Origin of the sequence: Rouxiella badensis (assembly GCF_026967515.2) — a bacterium.
In the GTDB taxonomy this organism is placed as follows: Bacteria; Pseudomonadota; Gammaproteobacteria; order Enterobacterales; family Enterobacteriaceae; genus Rouxiella; species Rouxiella badensis.
The window spans coordinates 916,063-933,614 of the sequence record NZ_CP114062.1; the positions used below are offsets into that span (position 1 = coordinate 916,063).

Consider the following 17,552-nt stretch of genomic DNA (forward strand, 5'->3'; position numbering starts at 1 on the left):
CTCGAGCGCAATATTAGCGAGATTCCAGCGTAGGATAAGCCTTCCTTACCGGCCTGACGATAAGCACGGTCAGAATAACCTTGATAATATCGCCGGGGATAAAGCCCATTGCGCCGATTGCCGCCTGACTAAGGGTTATTTTGGCGAAGGCCGAGATCCATGGAATCCCCGCTGAATAAATAATCACAATGCCGCCCAGCGTAATAAACACCGCCTCTTTAACCACCGACAGTGAACGGATATTTTTCTCGTACAGATAACCAATCAGCAGCGCGGCAATCGGCCAGGCCAAAATAAAACCGCCGCTCGGGCCGAGGAAGATTCCCACTCCGCCGCGTCCACCGGCCAGCAGTGGCAGACCGACCATCACCAGCAGGTCAAACAGCACCATGGCCAGCGCACCGCGTTTTGCACCGGCGATTGCGCCCGCCAGCATCGGCCCCATCGACTGGGCGGTAATCGGCACGGCAATAATAGGCAGCGTAAAAGCAGGAAATAATCCCATCGCAGCGGTAATTGCCGCAAACAGGGCAATATAAACAATATCTTTAGTCGACATCAGAGGTCTCTTTTTTGGATGATTTTTTGGCGCGATACGGTGACTGTGGGTCGTAGGCGCGGGCCTCGAGCGCCATGGCGATACTATCCGCCATTTTCAAGGTGCGGACAATCACCGGAATAGCCACCGCAATAACGCTGTTATTCAGGCCGCGCGCCTTTTGTGCCTCGCGGACTTCCTGAGTAATGGCAGCTAACACCGGAATAAAGCGCAGCGCGAGCGACAGCGCAAGGCTTATTTTGGCCGGATTAATACCGATGAAATAAAGCCACGCCAGCCGTTTTTCCAGCGCGTCTATCATGTCTGAGCTGCGGGTGGTTAAGGTGATTAACGAGGCGGTCAGCATCAAGGCACTCAGGCGAACAATGACCAGCACGCCCGATTGCCAGTTAACCATAAATAGCTGCACCAGAAATAACAGCACCAGAATGGTCAGGATCGGCTTAATTTGTGCCAGCATGACCTTCGGGGAAATACCGGCCAGTGGATAAAGCATCACGATAATAGCCAGCGAGGCGGCAGCAAAAATCATATTCGGGAAGACGAACAGCAGCGTGCCGAGCACGGCCAAAATTAAAATTTTCAGTCCGGGCGGCGTGCGGTGAATAAAAGAGTGCCCGTGAATATATTCGCTGACCGTCATGACATCATCCTGACGTAGGCCGGTAACGCCACGCTCGGAATATCGTCAATTACCACCTGACCGCCTTCAAACACCAATACCCGGTCGAAGTCCTGCAGGAATTCCAGGTCGTGAGAAACAACGACAGTTTTCTGGTCCATTTCATTAATCGCCTGCGCGATACGTTTCTTATTACGCAGGTCGAGGAGCGTGGTCGGCTCGTCAAACACGATATAGTCGGGCTGCATGACCAGTACGCCGGAGATGGCCATCAGCTGTTTCTGGCCACCGCTCAGCAAGTGCGACGGGTGCTGACGGAAAGACTCCATATCATAGCGTGCAAGCGTTGCGTCAATGCGTTCGCGGATGACGTCTTTCGGCAGACCGAGGTTCTTCATGCCGAACGCCAGATCTTCCTCAACGATAGGAAACACGATTTGATTGTCCGGGTTCTGGAACACGAACCCCACCTTGCGGCGCACCGCCTTACCGTTGTCGCGAGTGTTCAGTCCGTCGACGATGACATCGCCGTGCTGGGGGATCAGTAATCCGTTGAGCAGGCGTGCAAAGGTACTTTTGCCGCAGCCGTTGCTGCCTACCACGCCAATGCGCTTTTCGTCGAGCTGCAGGGTGATGTTTTCCAGCACCCGACGTTCGCCAAATGCGTGAGAAACTTGTTTTAATTCCAACATTTACCGATTACTCATGATTAGTCGCCCGTCGCCAAAGGGAGAGGGCCGCTGTGGCTTAAACCGATTGCAGGGTGCGGATAATATCGATATCGCCCGCGTTATAGCGGGTGACATGACCTTCGGAGTCTGCAAGGCAGATGTGGCCTTCTGGCGTCACGCCGGTACAGGTGCCTTCGGCCCACTCGGCGCGCTCGCGGTCGAGCGAGATACGCAAGCTTTCTCCGCGCCCATAAAGGTGGGCGTTATAGTCGTCGCACAGGGGAGCAAAGCCGGTTTCCAGCCATTGCGCCAGCGTTGCGCTCCAGTGCGCTGTTACCGCCTCGGCCAGTTCTTCGACCGTAATATTGACCACCTCGGCCAGCGAAAAGGTTTCGTAAGGCACGTTTTCAGGGCGGCTGACCAGATTCACGCCGACGCCGATGTAGAGCACTTTGCCGACCCGCTCAATTAGCGTACCGGAAACTTTATGGCCGTTGACCAGCATATCATTTGGCCATTTTATCTTGACCTGCGCACGGTCACCGAGCAGCGGTTGCAGCACGTTGTGCAGCGCCAGACCGGTCATCAGTGCCAGCGTGGGCAGGTCGGGACGTGAAGGCGGGGCGGGAATGGCAAAGGTGAGCGCCAGATTGCCGGTCGGCGTTTGCCACACGCGGTCGAAACGGCCACGGCCTGCGGTCTGGCGTTTTGCAACTACGGCGAATCCAGGGGCTTTGCCGCCGTCAACCAGGCGTTTCGCCTCGCTGTTAGTGCTGTCAACTTCTTGATAAAACGTGATTTCCATTATCTTCTCATGCGACCTATGGTCAGTTGTTCAACCATCGCGGCAGGTGATAAGGACATCACGAACTCGATAGCGCGGCAAATATCTTGTGTTTCAATCATTTGATGCGGTTCCAACCCCGAGCCTTGCGCCATCTCGGTATCGACGACGTCAGGACAGAGCACGGTCACCTTAATGCCCTGCGCGGCCAGCTCGCGGCTGAGAGACAGGCTGTAGCCGACCAGTGCGTGCTTGCTGGCGGCGTATCCGGCAATCCCGCCAAAGGCCTGAACGCCGCTCACCGAAGAGAGGCTAAATATGCGGCCCGCTTCGGAAAGGGCCAGCGCCGGAATGCACAGTTGGCAAAGATGGTGGATGGCCGTGACGTTAACATCCAGCATGGCGGCGAAATCGCCGAGGGTGGCGCCGCTCGAGCCGGGACGGAAAATTCCGGCGGCGTTCACAAGCAGGTCAAGCTGCGCAAAATCGGCCAGTGCGTCCTGAACTTTGCTGGCAACCGACGGCGCATCGCAAAGATCGACGGCTATCGTTTTCACCCGTTGCTCTGGCTGGAGCGGCAGCGTCTGCTTAAGGCGGCCGAGCAGGCTCTGGTCACGGGCCAGCAGTATCAGGCTGTAGCCTTTTTGGGCAAAATGGTGAGCAATTTGTCGACCAATGCCTCGGCTCGCTCCTGTAATCAGCGCTACTTGTTGCGTCACGACAACCCTTTTTATTTAACTTATTGAAAAATAGGAATATACGGTTTTTTGGCCGCCGTACATTATTCCGCTTTTATTAGCTAAATACAATTTACCGTCACGATGTCGGATTGAATATCGCATTCAACGAAGCTTGCTCGATCGCCTGATACAGCGAGAACTCGTTAATGACTGCCGCGCCAAGCGCCTGTTCAAACGCCGCCTGGTTTGGATTTCCGCTGCTTACCGCGCCCTTATCGCTGCCGAGATTCGACTGGAAAATCCCTGCGGCGCTGACCGGCAGAAAGTCTTCATACACAATCGGCGTGACGCTGACCTTGCCCTGTTTAATCAGCTCGTCGAGTGTGTCGCTCGTGCGCTGTGCGGCGGCGAGAGTAGCCCCGTCTTTGAGCGCATATCTAAAATAACCCAACCCTTGTTTGCGTAAAGATTCGATGTCATCCGGGAAGGCGGAGAAAACGGCCTCGAAGTGGCGCTGGTGAGCGTCATTGTCTTTTGAGGTGTCGGAACCCGAGGCCTCGAGCAACAGTTTGTCGTACAGCGCACGACCCTGCGGCGTGAGCGCCAGTCCGCGTTGCTCGATTTCACCAAAACGGGCGGTGTGTTGCCCCTCTGCCGAATCGGTAAAGGTTATTTTCTCACTGAGCGCCTTGAAGCTGGTCTGGCGCAGCAAAATTGGCACGTTGCGGCGCGGTGGTCCTTCGATGACCTCTTTCGGCGAGATGCCGTATTTGGGCATTTTGCGCTGCACCTGGTCGATATCCAGCGTTCTTGGCGTCAGGTGATTGATATGCGGTCCCTTAAATGACACCACGTCGGCGATAAGGCGATGATGTTCGAGCAGCGCGTTGTAGGTATCCAGACTGACCAACGCGTCGCTGTGCCAGCGGAAGGTTTTAAGCGCTTCGGCGACGAATTCGTCAGCCTGTGCGTCAGTGAGCCCGCCATGCTGCTGGTTCACCGCAATCAGTTCGCGCACGCGGGGGGAGAAGATGTCGCGTGCGGCAAGAATCTGCCGCGCTTTTTCTCTTAAATCAGGATTATCAATCAGCTCAAGGCGCAGCAGCGAGGTAAATACGCGGAAAGGGTTTATCCGCAGCGCGGCTTCGGAAATAGGGCGAAACGCGGTGGAATGCACCGGCACACCGGCCGCGGAGAGGTCATAGTAGCCGACCGGCGACATGCCCATCACCGCAAATAGCGCCCTCATGGTCGCGAGCTCTTCGGCCGTGCCGAGGCGTATCGCACCGTGCCGCTCTACGTCGAGGCGGTTAAGCTCCGAGTCCTTCACCTGATGAGAAAAGGTTTCCGGGTGCTGGCGCAAATAGTCTGCGTTGGTGTCCTTAACAATTTGCAGCAGCGTGCTGTACTGCGGCACTTCCTGCTGATACATACGTGACATGGCTTTCGAAAAACGGTCACGGATTTGGTCCTGTGAAATCGTATTTTTTTCCATCTCGTTCACCTTATCCCTTTATCAAAGTTGACTGTTAATCACTCCAAGATACACTGAAAACATTGTTAAACCAGAGACTAATAAGGAGGAAACCCCATGCTGTTGTGTGATTTGATTGAATACTCACACTTCTTTGGTAATCGCCCTTGCTCAAGCGTATCCGGCCTCGTGCTGCGATAACCCTGCTTGAGCGGAAACGACTAAAGAGTTAAATACGAGTTAACCTCGTACTTCCCTCGGCTTTCCGGGTTGTCGTCAGCGTTTTAATGACGACGGGCATGTTAATGCCTGTAATTCTGGAAAAAGCAATGAGCACACTATTATCTGCCCAATCACTCTCTTATGAGACTGCCTTCGGTCCTTTGCTGACTGAGGTTTCGTTTACGCTTAAAAAAGGCGATCGCGTTGGCTTAATCGGCCATAACGGCAGCGGTAAAAGTACCTTTCTCAATCTTCTTAATGGCCATCTCAGCCCGAGCTCAGGTTCGGTGACCCGCGCCGGTCAGTGCCTGATGGCGACCATCGAACAGCATCTGCCCGAGTCCCTGAAGGCGCTTAGCCTATTGGCGGTGGTGCTTGACCGGCTTCCCGAGAATCAGCGGCTTGCCGAGAGCTGGCGCGCCGAGCGGTTGCTGGCGATGCTGGACTTTACGCCTTCCTGCTGGGGCCAGACGGTTTCGACGCTCAGTGGAGGACAGCACACACGTTTGATGCTCGCCAGAGCGTTGATTCTCGAGCCGGATTTACTGCTGCTCGACGAACCTGGTAACCACCTCGACCTGCCGACGCTGCTGTGGCTGGGCGATTTTCTAAGCCAATGGAACGGCAGCTTTATTCTGGTCTCGCACGACGTGGCGCTGCTCGACAGCGTAACGACCTGTACCTGGATCCTGCGTGACAAGACGCTGCACTATTTCGGGCTACGTTGCAGTGAGGCACGCGAGGCGTTAGCACACCGCGACAGCACCGACGCGGAACGCCGCCAGGCCGAGCAGCGAGAAATTGACCGCGTTGAGATAAGCGCCAGCCGCCTGGCGCTGTGGGGCAAGGTTTATGACAACGAAAAGTTTGCCCGCAAGGCTAAGCAGATGGAGAAACAGGTCGACAGGTTGAAAGAGGACCAGACTCCGCTGGCGGCGGCCAATGCCTGGCGGCTAGAGTTGCAGGGCGAAAGTCTCGACGCCGATCGCGTGCTGGCACTGGAAACGCTGGAGGTTGCGCCAGCGCCCGACGCCGCCGCGCTGTTTTCCCTCGATAATCTGCGGGTGAAAAGTGGCGATCGCGTTGCGGTGATGGGGCGTAACGGCTGCGGTAAGTCGTCGCTACTGCGCCTGCTGTGGCGATCGCTCACTCAACCTGAATCCGGTATCAGCTGGCATCCCCGTGCGGCAGTGGGGTATTACGACCAGAATCTGCATCAGCTTCGCGACAGCGATAGCCTATGCGATGCGCTCGGTAATTTTGCCCCTTTAACCGACGATCGGCGCAAGATGGCGCTCATTGGCGCTGGTTTTCCGTATCTTCGTCATCAGCAAAAGGTGGCTTCGCTGAGCGGCGGAGAGCGGTCGCGCCTGCTGTTCGTTGGGCTGACGCTGGCACGTTATTCGCTGCTGCTGCTCGATGAGCCCACTAACCACCTCGACATGGAGGGCAAGGAAGAGCTGGCCCAGACGCTGAGGGATTTTCCGGGCGCGGTATTGATGGTTAGCCACGATCGAACGTTGATCGAAAATGGCTGCAACCGCTTCTGGCTGGTGCACGACCATCGCCTCGAGGAGTGGCATCAGCTTGAGCCGGTGTATCAGCTGCTGGCAGGCAAAACGCTGAATCAACCCGAACCGCCAACGCCGATGGAGCAGGGCGAAGAGGCCGTGCTCTCCGGTGAGGATCTGCTGCTGGCGCGGCTGTGTGAGCTAGAGCAGAGGCTTGAGGATGAGCTGGCGCGCAAGGCGAAACACCAAAAACCGGCGTTACAGCAGAAACTGCGGGCCGATATTGCGGCGGTTATGCAGAAATTAGCGCTGAGTTAGTTTTAGGGTAGGTATTCGACCTGCCGCAGCAACCTCCCTCCTCTGCTCTTTGAGGGGAGGGAGTGCCTGTTTTGATGCCAATATTGGCTTGATATGATAATGATTATCATTTGTGATGTCGTTTGAGTGCGAGTCACTGGTACCGCTCATCCTGTTGCAGATTTAACAGCGTCTCAAATTTACCCAACCATAGGTATTTGTAAATTGAGGAATAAAAATGTCGATCCAATATTCTATTAAGGGCTTATTAGTATGAGTCATGAGAGTTAGCGCATTTTTTTATAAGGGTTCGACACCTTGGGAAAACGATAACTCTCAAGCTTTCAATATCCGGCCAGAAATAAATTTAGTATTTTAACTATTATGTTCTTCCTGGTAATCAAAGAAAGACTTTATCAATCCTTTTTAGCCATTGGTGTTTAATAGTGAAGGACTCAACTTTATGGACATTTTCAACACCCACAACCTCTTTAAGAAAATTCTGAGCTGAACGTAAATGGTCGTAAGTGGGTTTATAGTGTCCTGAAGTATTGAGTAAATAAGCGACGCCTTTTTTTGTCATACCTATGTATCCAGCAGATTGTATCTCCAAATTACTATTATCAATAGTTATTTCTGTTAGCAAAGAAGGGTGGGAAATCGTTTTTACGTCAGTTTTCTTACCAATGCCGCCGATAATTAGTTGCTGATTGCCTTTGGCATTTTTTACAAATATAAATTTGGCTTGATAGTTTGGGTCTTTTAAGCTTTCAAGGTCCTTGAGGGTGGTTACAGTAGTGGTGAAAATGTCATTGTGATTTGTAGGTTTGGCATCGCGACTTACAAGTGCTTTGTTTAGTCGATCGAATTCAGCATCGATAAGTTGTACTCTGTCATTAACCAAAGGCGGAAGTTTTAAAAAATCAGGGCTTGGCTCTGTACAGGATAAAACTCCCCGTGTTTGTCTGGAGGCCGTTATAAGAGGGGAACAGGTTCTGATCAAATCTCGGTTCCTGTCCAGATTATCGAAATCCAATTTGATGGAATTATTTTCTAGTTTCTCGAGTTTATCAATACTTCGTTTAAATTCATTTAAATCAGCTTTAAACTTTTTCTCCATCGGGTTCATCTGAGAAGCAGACAGTTCTGGGATCAGTCCATCCTTTTTAGGGCTTATTCTTGCACGGTCAAAATCTATCAGAGTGAATTTGTCAGTCTCTGGATTGAACATGATATTTGCAAGATTGATATCATCATGCATAATACCATTTTTTTTCAAATCAGCAAGTGTACGATCTATTATAGACTGTATAGTATTTTCATCACTCAGTGATTTCCTGATATTTTTCATTTGTTGTAAATTGTCATTCTTTAGAATGGATTGTAAAGATTCACCCGGTATTTTAGGCATTTTCATCGAAACAATTTTAGAATCTCCAATATTATCAATGAAGACGACGGATGAACCCTCTCCGTAAAGACGGTTGAATGCTACGGCATTATTATTTGCCTCACGCAATGCCCCCGAATAACTGTTTGTTTTTGATTGTTTTAATAATAAATGATCTTTAGAGAAGTCACCTTCTTTCAAGGGGCGCTTAAATTCTTTAATCAGGTAATCGTCTATACTGTAAATTTTTGCCGCTGTTCCTTCAGCAATAGGTTTCGCTTTTCTATAATCTGCGGGTTTAGGTGCAATATTTATTTTTGAATCTGGCAGACTGAAATTATTGGGTGTATTCTTCAAACCACTTTTTAGCGCTGATGACATCTGCTGTCGAAAGAGTTTTATCGCCTGAGTTATCTCTAGAGCCGTATCAAATACACCACTCATTACTGCTTCAAACAACGCATCCATCTTTTCATCTGGTGTATCTGCTACAAAGTACTTCGCAACTTGCATCGCTGAAATACCCATACCCATGGCCGCTGAGCAAAATGCCCCCAGTGCGCTGGCCGGTGTGAGTATCACTCCCACTGACAGAAACCCTAGAGCACCGATACCTGCGGAAAGAATAGTATCAACTTCTTGTTCAAAGTGAGTTTTTATTAAAACATCCGGATCGGATCTCAATCTGTCAATATGACGCTGAGTCAAGTCTGACGTGTAATCACCCGTTTCACTATATTTTACCGGGTATTCATAATGCGTGATACCATATAAAGGATCGAGCATTTTTGGCGTGAAAGACGTTTTAACCATATTTCTTTGAGAGTCATAGAAAGACAAGTGGTGTAATAACCAATTTTGTAAACTCTGGTCATTTTCCAATCCCTGTCTGTTTGGTATGATCTTAGATTCTTGTGTCAACGTAGAGACAGCAAGATAGCGATCACCTATTCCTTTTAGTGCAATGATGTTAGACATTGGATATTCCAGCATTGCCATTAACTTAGGTTTCGTTGTTCCTGCGAGAATATCATTAATGGCAGGGCCGAACTCTCGTGAGTCTTCTACAGACGCCTTTTTCATGTAATCTATTAGCTGAGTCTTAAATGAAATCCCAATAAAATTCTTCACTACACTTTCAGCGTCAGGTCGAGATAAATTATTTCTAATGGTTTTTTCAAGTCTGACTTCAACGCGATCCGCAAGCTTTATCAATGATTCTTTTAAGTTTACATCGTGTTTGTGATAGGGTTTATTTTCGTCGGCCTTACTAAAGATGGCTATATATCTAGAAGAAGGATAATTTCTAAATATGTCACCTAGCGCGACTTCTTTTAAACTCAAATCCTTTTTTTTAGTAAGATCGTTTATCGATACTATATCATCAAGATTCGCATTTTGTAGTGTGGGTATTTTCCTTATCTCATCCAGGACAATTTCATCTACCAAAGTATTGATATTATAATTCTTTAAATAGTCTACGGTGTTGGCTTTTACATTATTAAAACTTTCAACAAGCTCAGCATATTTATTTAACGGAATAGGAGTTCCATTCCCAGTGTTATTCGCCGCAGATAAAATATATCTATTCAGTTCTGCATCTGTAATTGAACTCGATAAGTCTTGAACTTGGTTGGCTGCACCCTTCGCCGTATACCAATATTCATAGTCGTTCATACCAAACTTGTTAAAAATGTGTTGATTCGATACGCCCTCATGCATTTTAGAATATTCATTTTGACACACCTGCATTATCGAATATTTTATTTTTTCGTTAATAGCTTTCATCGCAGCCAGTTTCACTTCTGCTCCGCCATCTGGGAAGAAATAGCTGTCGATTTTGTCTGTTAACCTGGTTGAGTACTCTGAATTCAAACCAAGTTCTACATCAAATGCCATTACTGGTGTTCTGGAGAGGATGGGCTCCATTAGTTTTTCCAGATTGCAGGCCTGAAGAGAAGGATGTTCAAACTCTCCCTTCGCTAGCATCTTAGAAATTTCCACGATAAATTTCTTATCTTTTAACATATCGACCAATGCAACGTCATCAGTTAGGTTAGCACTTACTCTTGCCTGTTGAATCGCCTTAATAATTTTACTATCAACATAATTTTCGGCAATAAAGGCAATCCCCTTAATGATAATTTTTGCATAGTCCTCTTTTGCATATGAATAAAGCTCATGTAACTTGTCCTCATTTAATTCATGAGGATGTTCTGCCAAGGCAGTTCGTATCACATTGTCGGAAAGAGAGTCGAGTGCCTGATAAATTATTGGTTTATTAGCAACAAAGAGATTTTCCGGCTCAGGCTTTTTATTTGCTAATTCCGACAGAGAGGTCGGTTTGCTTTCGGCCGTCTTAAACTGCTGCGCCATGAAAGCTACTGCTCCGGCTGCCTTACCCGCCACCAGAGTGACTGCCAGGGTTGTCAACATGTTGCTGACAGAACTCGGACCTGTTGGGACTATTTTCACACCCTGCAAATTATCCTTCGGCGATACAAAACTGCGGCCTATTTCTTGCAACAGCATTTCCTCGTCAGGCTTCTTTGCCAAAGCCGCATTGGTTCTTTCTGCCGTGTTTTCTATTTTGCTTCCTGTCGGGGAGACCGCTGTTTCTCCGCCCGAAGATTTCTCGGGTCTAAGCTGAAACCTCGAAGGTGCGACAGTGGTAGCTACCGTGCCGGACATCTTATTTGGCACTTTGGCATTTGAAAGTTCAACGGGAGTGTCAGCGTTGGCCAGCCGTAAGCGTTGTTTCAACTTCCCCTCACCGTCCAGTACGCGTATTTTCTCCGCCATTCCCTCTTCCACGACACTCTTCACCATCTTGGTTGGCGGTGCCATAGCGGTAGTATTTGCACTGTTGGGCGAGCTTGAACACACCTCTGGGGCTGTATCTTGTTCCGGAAGCAGGAATTCATAACAGGTTTTTATTTTCATCAGCATCTTTTCAGCGACGTCCGTATTTTCCCAGTTAAGCACGCTGTTTGCTATCCAGCCTTCGGCATCTACATTCTTGGCGACCTTCTCGCCTCCACTGATTGTCGGCGCAGTCAGTAACGTAAGTTCGGGTCCCTTTCCTCCGGTATCAGCCATCGTTGCTCCAGGCTGGTGGGTGTTCATTCTGCCAGCCATACTCTCAGGGGTAATTCCGCTCAACCAGTCTCCAAGATGGGTAAAGAGTTCCAGGTCATCCGCGGCAGAGACAACCCCTCCTGCCATTTTCGCCCCCATCCACGTATCCAGCTGGGCCTTCATCTGGGAGTTGACCGTATTCATGAGGCCTTCCTGACTGAGCTGCTTTAAAATCTGGCAGCTGTACCAGGCGATTGACAGACCGGTGCCCACTGGCCCCAGGCTTCCGAGCGCCATGCCGACGCCGGCACTGCTAATATATGACATGCCGATTTTCTGTATATCCGCTTTGGACGGCGTTCCCTTCGCCACGGCCGCATAAACCTCTTTTGATAACCATTGATACAAGGCGGGTTTTGTTTGTTCCAGATTCATGCGTTCAATTTTCGCCATCGCTTTCTCATCCTTCGGATTCGCTCCTACAATGCGCGCGAACAGATGATCCATCCCGACGTCAAGATGCAGGCCATCGAACCAATGCCCACCGGAAACCTTAATCAGATTCTCCTCTGCTAACATCTTACGCAGTAAGGTTGCTGGGTCAGATAACGAGGTCTGCGCTTCTGTTTTGTGCTCCCTCAGAGCCATTTCGATTTTTAAACTCAGCGAATGTTCTGTTCCACCGGTAAGCGGGCTTTTGGCATCATTTTTGAGCTCTTTAAACAAATCATTCAGCTGTTTCATTGCTTTATCCTCGTCTACCGGTGGATTGGTAAATGAAGCTACTGCCTTCGAAAACACCGATGACAGCTTATCCATCCAAGATTCGGCATGCGCCAGCTGTCTGTTCTGTTCTATTTTGGAAGCTTGAGTGGTGTGGGTATCCTGCGTGGAGACATCCGCACGGCGGAGGTTAACTTCGTTCATGTATTTCTCTTTTTTTTATTAAAATGGGGGAAGGGACTGGCAGATTTACGGCCTGGAGTATTCGCCTACGCACTGTTGCAGACGGCAACTGCGTAAATAAAAGGCGTCGAGAAGTTCTCCGAACCGGGTATCAATGACGAAACACGATTCATCAACCAGCGCCCGCAGCTCCCGGCCACGAAGACCTAGCACTGGCTGGTCGGTCACTACCCACGGCAGCGGATACTGCAGTACCTCCAGAAGGGCACCTGCAGATTTAGCAAAATGCAACTCGTCCCTCCAGATAAGCGGCGTCTGGAGCCAGATGTGTCCTTCATTCAAGGAAAGGGTGATGGGAGGAACGTTGTGAAATTCAAATACTACTTTTGAGCCAGCCTCTACGGAAAGGTTGCCGAGGGTTTTTCCGGTTCCCTTGAGGATGTCTTTAAGAACCTGATTAATCCGGTGTATTAGCAAGGCAGTGTTGCCCGTGGTTGCCTGTTTTACCGGCGTGGGGATAAGCATCCGTGTCATAGTGGATAAGCCCCATCGATAGTAGGGCTGGAGGCTTTAAACGAAAAACCATCAATCGCAAGCTCATGCAATAATGTAGTTTTCAGCGGATTTGTGGATGAGGTTGCACACACTCCTGAAAGAGCCGTTGAGGCACGGGTTTTAGAGATTTCGTTCCTTGAATATTTCATGACATTTCCTAATGTAGTGTTGAAGACTAATTAGGTAGAACTTTATGTAATGCAGGAGGCGGGGTTTATCTGAAACAAACTAAAATTTATAGATTTTTACATCTAGTAATGTAATGGTTTGTCAGTGACTGTTTGGAAGCGCGTCTTAAAAGCCCGATCATTACTCAGACGGGATTGATTATATCGGCGAGTAATCTAAGAATCTCAGCACGTTGCTGACGAATATGAGCATTAACAAGCGAGATGAAATACCCTAAGCCCCGTTAATTAATACATCGCGATATTAGTCATGCCTTAATATGGGCTATGACCATAAACGGCTGTGATCCTGGGTTTTTAAACGAGTGGGTTAGAACCATTGCCAGAATGTTTATCAGTGTCTGTTGATAATAGCCCTCTATCCGATTCGCGCTGACGCGTTTATAAGAACCGTATATCAACCGTCATTTAAAGAATGAATCGTCAGCTGTTTGTTGCTCTGGATGTACCCAAGGGAGCCGGTAAAACCACGCGGTATTTCAGTTTTTGACACGGGAAAAAACCCAGAGTTTGATCTGTTACAGCCTGTGGCAGATCTCTGACGGCTTCGTATACCGCTCGAAATCTATATCGACTTCTGGCTGAAAGCATTGACGCTATACCTTCAACACCGTCAACACGACATCGTTATGGATAAAATCTAAATCTGCCAGGGATTCAATAATCCCCAAAAAGCAAAAAGCCCGCGCAAGTTTCCTTGTGCGGGCTTTTCTAAATTTGGCTCCTCTGACTGGACTCGAACCAGTGACATACGGATTAACAGTCCGCCGTTCTACCGACTGAACTACAGAGGAATTGTGTGAACGGGGCGCATAGTATCCAGCGAGAGCGGGAGTGTCAACGCGAAAATGCGTTCCTGCGTCCGACTGCTCATCTCCTGAGCAGAATAGTGCGTTGGTGGCGTTTTATAGGGTTTTTCCCGTGAAATGCAGAGATATTAAAATGCAAAGATATTAACAGTCCGCCAGCCTGCCGCGCATCTGCCGCATCAGCGGGTCCTGCTTGTAGAAACGGGTAAAATGTCCGTAAACCAGCGGGAATCTTTCCGAAAGCAGTTCAGGGGCGCTGAAAAAATATTCCGATAGCACGGCAAAGCACTCGGCGGAGTCGGTGGCGGCGTAGGCGTCCATACTGGCAGCTTCTTCGCCTACCATGTCGATTTCTTCCTGCAAATTTTCCATTGCTGCGAACAGGTCATGCTCCCACGCGACCACCTCGCGCAGGGGAATAGGCGGAATGCCGGTCGCCTCGCCGCCGTTGCGGATGTCGAGCTTGTGTGCCGCCTCGTGGACAACCAGATTAAAGCCTGACTTGTCGAAAGAGTCCTGCACGTCGAGCCAGTTAAGCACGATAGGGCCCTGATCCCAGCTTTGGCCCGCATGCACTTGGGTACCGGAATGGACAATGCCGTTTTCGTCCTGCCAAGGGGTGTCGACAATAAAAGGGGTGGGGTAGAGGAGAATCTCATGGAAACCGTCGAGCCACTCTGCGCCGAGCTCCATCACCGGCAGTGCAAACAGCAGTGCGATTCTGGCCTGCATGGTTTCGTCAAGCGCAAGCCCCTGAAGCTGCATGAGCCGCTTGTGCTGCAATAGGTGCGTGGCAACGCGAATGAGCCGCTGCTGTTCATGGTTATTAAAATCAGAAAAAAGCGGGATATCTAGCGCCTGCTGCCAGACTTCGCTTTTATCAATCTTAAGTTCATTACTTTTCCACGGCCACTTGATCATCATCTTGCTCGCAAAGTGTGAACATTCAAAAGGTTATAAAGGGTAGTTGCCCAAAACCCGAAGGATGGTACCAGTAACGGCAGCATATGCTACTTGAGCGTTCATCTTATCAAACGTAGCTCACGTTATTGCTTTCGTCGTAGCAGTTTCTCACAATTTACGCGCTCTTTTCATGACAGGAATGCGGGCGGAAAGCGGCGGGAAAACGAAAAATGTTACGATTTCTGATTCAATCCTTAAGCTAAACTCCTTAATATCCGTGTTTTATGCCTCAGTTTGGCTATTTATCAGGGAATTTTAGATGCTCTTTTCGATGAAAAAACGGTTTTCCGCCTCTCTTTTAGCGCTGGCACTGACCTCAGGCGTCGCGATGGCGGCCGATACACCGTCTTACGGCCCCCAGTTGCAGGGGTTCGACTATCCTTATCCCCTCCAACACTTTTCCTTTAATTCTCAGGGCGTTCCCCTGCAAATGGGCTACATGGACGTCAAGCCGGTCGGCCGGCAGAACGGCCAGACCGTGGTGCTGATGCACGGCAAAAATTTCTGCGGTGCGACCTGGGGCGACACCATCAAGGCGTTGCTGGGCCAGGGGTATCGCGTCGTGGCGCCTGACCAAATTGGTTTCTGCTCATCGACCAAGCCTGAGCATTACCAATACACCTTTCAGCAGCTGGCGGCCAATACCCATGAGCTGCTGAAAAACCTAAAGATTAACAAGGCGGTAATCGTCGGCCACTCGACCGGTGGCATGCTGGCGACGCGCTATGCGCTGATGTATCCGCAGCAGGTCTCAAAGCTGGTGCTGGTTAACCCTATCGGTCTGGAAGACTGGAAGGCCAAGGGCGCGCCGTATCGCACCGTGGATCAGTGGTACGACCGCGAGTTGAAACTTTCTGCCAAGAGCATTCACGACTATGAGCTGAAGACTTATTACGTTGGCAAATGGAAGCCGGAATACGACCGCTGGGTGGACATGCTGGCGGGACTGAACAACGGGCCGGGGCACAAGCTGGTGGCGTGGAACTCGGCGCTTATCTACGACATGATCTTCACTCAGCCGGTATTCTACGAGTTTAAAAACCTGCGCGTGCCGACCACGCTGATGATTGGCACCTCAGACACTACGGCGATCGGCAGCGATATCGCCCCGCCTGCGGTGAAGGCGCGCCTGGGTCATTACAACGTGCTTGGCAAGCAGGCAGCGAAATTAATCCCGCATGCGAAACTGATTGAATTCAAAGGATTAGGGCATGCGCCGCAGATGGAAGAGCCTGAGAAGTTTAATCAGTCGCTGATTAACGTGCTGCGCTAGAAGGCAATAAAGAGAGGGACGGGTTCCCTCTCTTTTTGGCAGGATATTAACGTAGGTTTTTTGGGAAATCGGCCGGAAGCTCACTCGCCGGGCAGTTGATCACCGCTTCGTTATTCACACCGCTGTCGTGGACGTAGGTAATGGTTGCGAACTCGTCAATCACCTCGGTTGGATAGGCCGGACCTGCATCGCGATAGGCTTCCATCTGCGGGATGTGCTCATTCTGGAAACACACGGTTTTTTGCGGATCATTGATGACCCAACGTGGGAAGAAGATGGTCCCATGGAACACTTTATCGCCCAGGTTGACAATCAGGCTCACGTCGGTGCCGGTCGGTTCTGTCCACGAAATTTTATACACCTCTGACGCGACACGCACGATGTAGGCGCGCTGGTGTTTCACCCATCGATTGCCGACGATGCCGCTGTGAATGCGGTAGTCAACGGTGTTGGCATTTTTAACGTAAATCTCGTAGTTCCAGCCATTGTCGTAGGTATAAACCAGATGTTTGCCGACAAAACCGCTCAAATCTTCTTTATCAAAGCTGCTCATGTTTATCTCCTTAAAGGGCATAAATTCAGGTTTTTTTGGCTCTGGAAATAAACTACACCTTGTAAATTAGATTGAATAACGCTGATATACGATGATATTAATCTAATTTTTAGATGGGATTGTGCGATGGAACTCCCCCACACCACGTTGGAGCAATGGGTCGTCTTGCAGACGGTGGTTAACGAAGGCAGCTATGCTGAGGCGGCCAGGGTGTTGTTTCGCAGTCAGTCGTCGGTGAGCTATGCGCTGGCGAGCCTGCAGGAACGACTCGGACTGCGGCTGCTGCATATCGTGGGCCGTAAGGCCGAGCTGACCGAGCAGGGTCGCGCGCTGCTCTCGCAGGCTCAGCCGTTGATTTCTGCCTTCATTCAACTGGAGGCGCGGGCGGTGGGGTTGCAGCAGGGGGCTAGAACGCAGATAAGCCTGGTCGTTGACGCGGTGTTTCCCAAAGATAGCCTGTTCCTGTCATTGAAAGCCTTTCAGAAAGTTTTTCCCGATACCCAGCTTCAGCTTTCCGAAATCCTGCGCAACGAAACCGATCGCCAAATACAGGCGCGCGATGCAGACCTCTATATCACCACGCAGCCTGCTGAAAATACGCTGAACAGTCGCTGGTTGATGGACGTGGAGTTTGTGCCGATTGCGGCGTACGGGCATCCGCTGCTGTCTCTTAAGATACCGATAAACGCCTCGCAGCTGGGGCAATTTCCGTTAATCACCATCGTTGACCGCGATTCGCAGCGTGATGAAAAGCGCAAAACCTATGAGACGGCGAACTGGAGTTTTACCACTATTGAGGCGGCAATCGAGGCTATCGTGCATGGGGTAGGGTATGGCTGGGTGCCGCTGCATAAGGTGTCTGCGCGGCTGGAAAGCGGGGAGTTGGTGCGCCTTGCGCTGGACGGAAACTCGTTGCGGAAAACGGCGCTGTATCTGACCTATAACAGCGCACAGCACTGTTATGACCCGACGCTCAACGCCTTTGTTGCGGAGATTGAGCGTCGGATTGGCTAGGTA

Annotated in this window: 13 protein-coding genes and 1 tRNA gene; 3 read left to right on the forward strand and 11 right to left on the reverse strand. The window is 50.1% G+C overall.

Translation table 11 applies throughout. From position 1 onward, the window contains the following. Positions 1-13: 13 nt before the first annotated feature. From O1V65_RS04395 to hglS, 6 genes are all read right to left on the reverse strand, one after another. Positions 14-559 carry a biotin transporter BioY gene (locus tag O1V65_RS04395; protein ID WP_017491869.1) on the reverse strand — a complete coding sequence of 182 codons (546 nt, stop codon included), beginning with the start codon at positions 557-559 and terminating at the stop codon, positions 14-16. Further along, positions 549-1,202 (reverse strand): energy-coupling factor transporter transmembrane component T family protein, encoded by a 654-nt coding sequence (locus O1V65_RS04400; protein WP_192503859.1) that lies wholly within the window; start codon positions 1,200-1,202, stop codon positions 549-551. Before O1V65_RS04400 ends, O1V65_RS04395 begins: the two co-directional genes overlap by 11 nt. Next, positions 1,199-1,873 carry an energy-coupling factor ABC transporter ATP-binding protein gene (locus O1V65_RS04405; RefSeq protein WP_084912456.1) on the reverse strand — a complete coding sequence of 225 codons (675 nt, stop codon included), beginning with the start codon at positions 1,871-1,873 and terminating at the stop codon, positions 1,199-1,201. Before O1V65_RS04405 ends, O1V65_RS04400 begins: the two co-directional genes overlap by 4 nt. Before the next feature lie 55 nt (positions 1,874-1,928). Further along, the gene (locus O1V65_RS04410; RefSeq protein WP_084912455.1) at positions 1,929-2,657 is read right to left on the reverse strand and encodes a biotin--[acetyl-CoA-carboxylase] ligase; all 729 of its coding nucleotides are present in this window, start codon (positions 2,655-2,657) and stop codon (positions 1,929-1,931) included. Beyond that, positions 2,657-3,355: an SDR family NAD(P)-dependent oxidoreductase gene (locus tag O1V65_RS04415; RefSeq protein ID WP_017492662.1), complete on the reverse strand. Its 699-nt coding sequence runs from the start codon at positions 3,353-3,355 to the stop codon at positions 2,657-2,659. Before O1V65_RS04415 ends, O1V65_RS04410 begins: the two co-directional genes overlap by 1 nt. A gap of 97 nt (positions 3,356-3,452) precedes the next feature. After that, positions 3,453-4,811, reverse strand: a complete 1,359-nt coding sequence (hglS, locus tag O1V65_RS04420) for a 2-oxoadipate dioxygenase/decarboxylase HglS (RefSeq protein ID WP_269130217.1) — start codon at positions 4,809-4,811, stop codon at positions 3,453-3,455. A 308-nt stretch (positions 4,812-5,119) separates the two neighbouring features. Here hglS and O1V65_RS04425 point away from each other — a divergent pair, with 308 nt between their 5' ends. After that, positions 5,120-6,841, forward strand: coding sequence for an ABC-F family ATP-binding cassette domain-containing protein (locus O1V65_RS04425; protein WP_192503856.1), 1,722 nt, complete (start codon positions 5,120-5,122; stop codon positions 6,839-6,841). Positions 6,842-7,220: 379 nt separating this feature from the next. On the opposite strand, the gene O1V65_RS04430 is transcribed toward O1V65_RS04425, so the two are convergent. The 4 genes from O1V65_RS04430 to mtfA all read right to left on the reverse strand — a co-directional run bounded on the left by O1V65_RS04430 (position 7,221) and on the right by mtfA (position 14,667). Further along, the gene (locus O1V65_RS04430) at positions 7,221-12,215 is read right to left on the reverse strand and encodes a phosphotransferase (protein WP_269130218.1); all 4,995 of its coding nucleotides are present in this window, start codon (positions 12,213-12,215) and stop codon (positions 7,221-7,223) included. Positions 12,216-12,260: 45 nt separating this feature from the next. Continuing rightward, complete coding sequence (locus tag O1V65_RS04435) at positions 12,261-12,728, reverse strand: type III secretion system chaperone family protein (RefSeq protein ID WP_017492667.1); 468 nt, start codon at positions 12,726-12,728, stop codon at positions 12,261-12,263. 927 nt (positions 12,729-13,655) lie between these two features. Then, positions 13,656-13,731 (reverse strand) — tRNA-Asn (locus O1V65_RS04440). A gap of 159 nt (positions 13,732-13,890) precedes the next feature. Further along, a complete protein-coding gene (mtfA, locus tag O1V65_RS04445) occupies positions 13,891-14,667 on the reverse strand; it encodes a DgsA anti-repressor MtfA (protein WP_017492668.1) in 777 nt (258 codons plus the stop codon). 313 nt (positions 14,668-14,980) lie between these two features. Between mtfA and O1V65_RS04450 the strand changes: the two genes are divergently transcribed. Next, entirely contained in the window at positions 14,981-15,982 is a 1,002-nt protein-coding gene (locus tag O1V65_RS04450; RefSeq protein ID WP_026110642.1) for an alpha/beta fold hydrolase, read from the forward strand. Between the two features lie 46 nt (positions 15,983-16,028). Here O1V65_RS04450 and O1V65_RS04455 read toward each other — a convergent pair whose 3' ends face one another. After that, on the reverse strand, positions 16,029-16,535 hold the full coding sequence (locus O1V65_RS04455) for a phenolic acid decarboxylase (protein ID WP_084912449.1): 507 nt from the start codon (positions 16,533-16,535) through the stop codon (positions 16,029-16,031). Positions 16,536-16,661: 126 nt separating this feature from the next. Here O1V65_RS04455 and O1V65_RS04460 point away from each other — a divergent pair, with 126 nt between their 5' ends. Continuing rightward, complete coding sequence (locus O1V65_RS04460) at positions 16,662-17,549, forward strand: LysR family transcriptional regulator (RefSeq protein WP_084912448.1); 888 nt, start codon at positions 16,662-16,664, stop codon at positions 17,547-17,549. Positions 17,550-17,552: the final 3 nt, after the last annotated feature.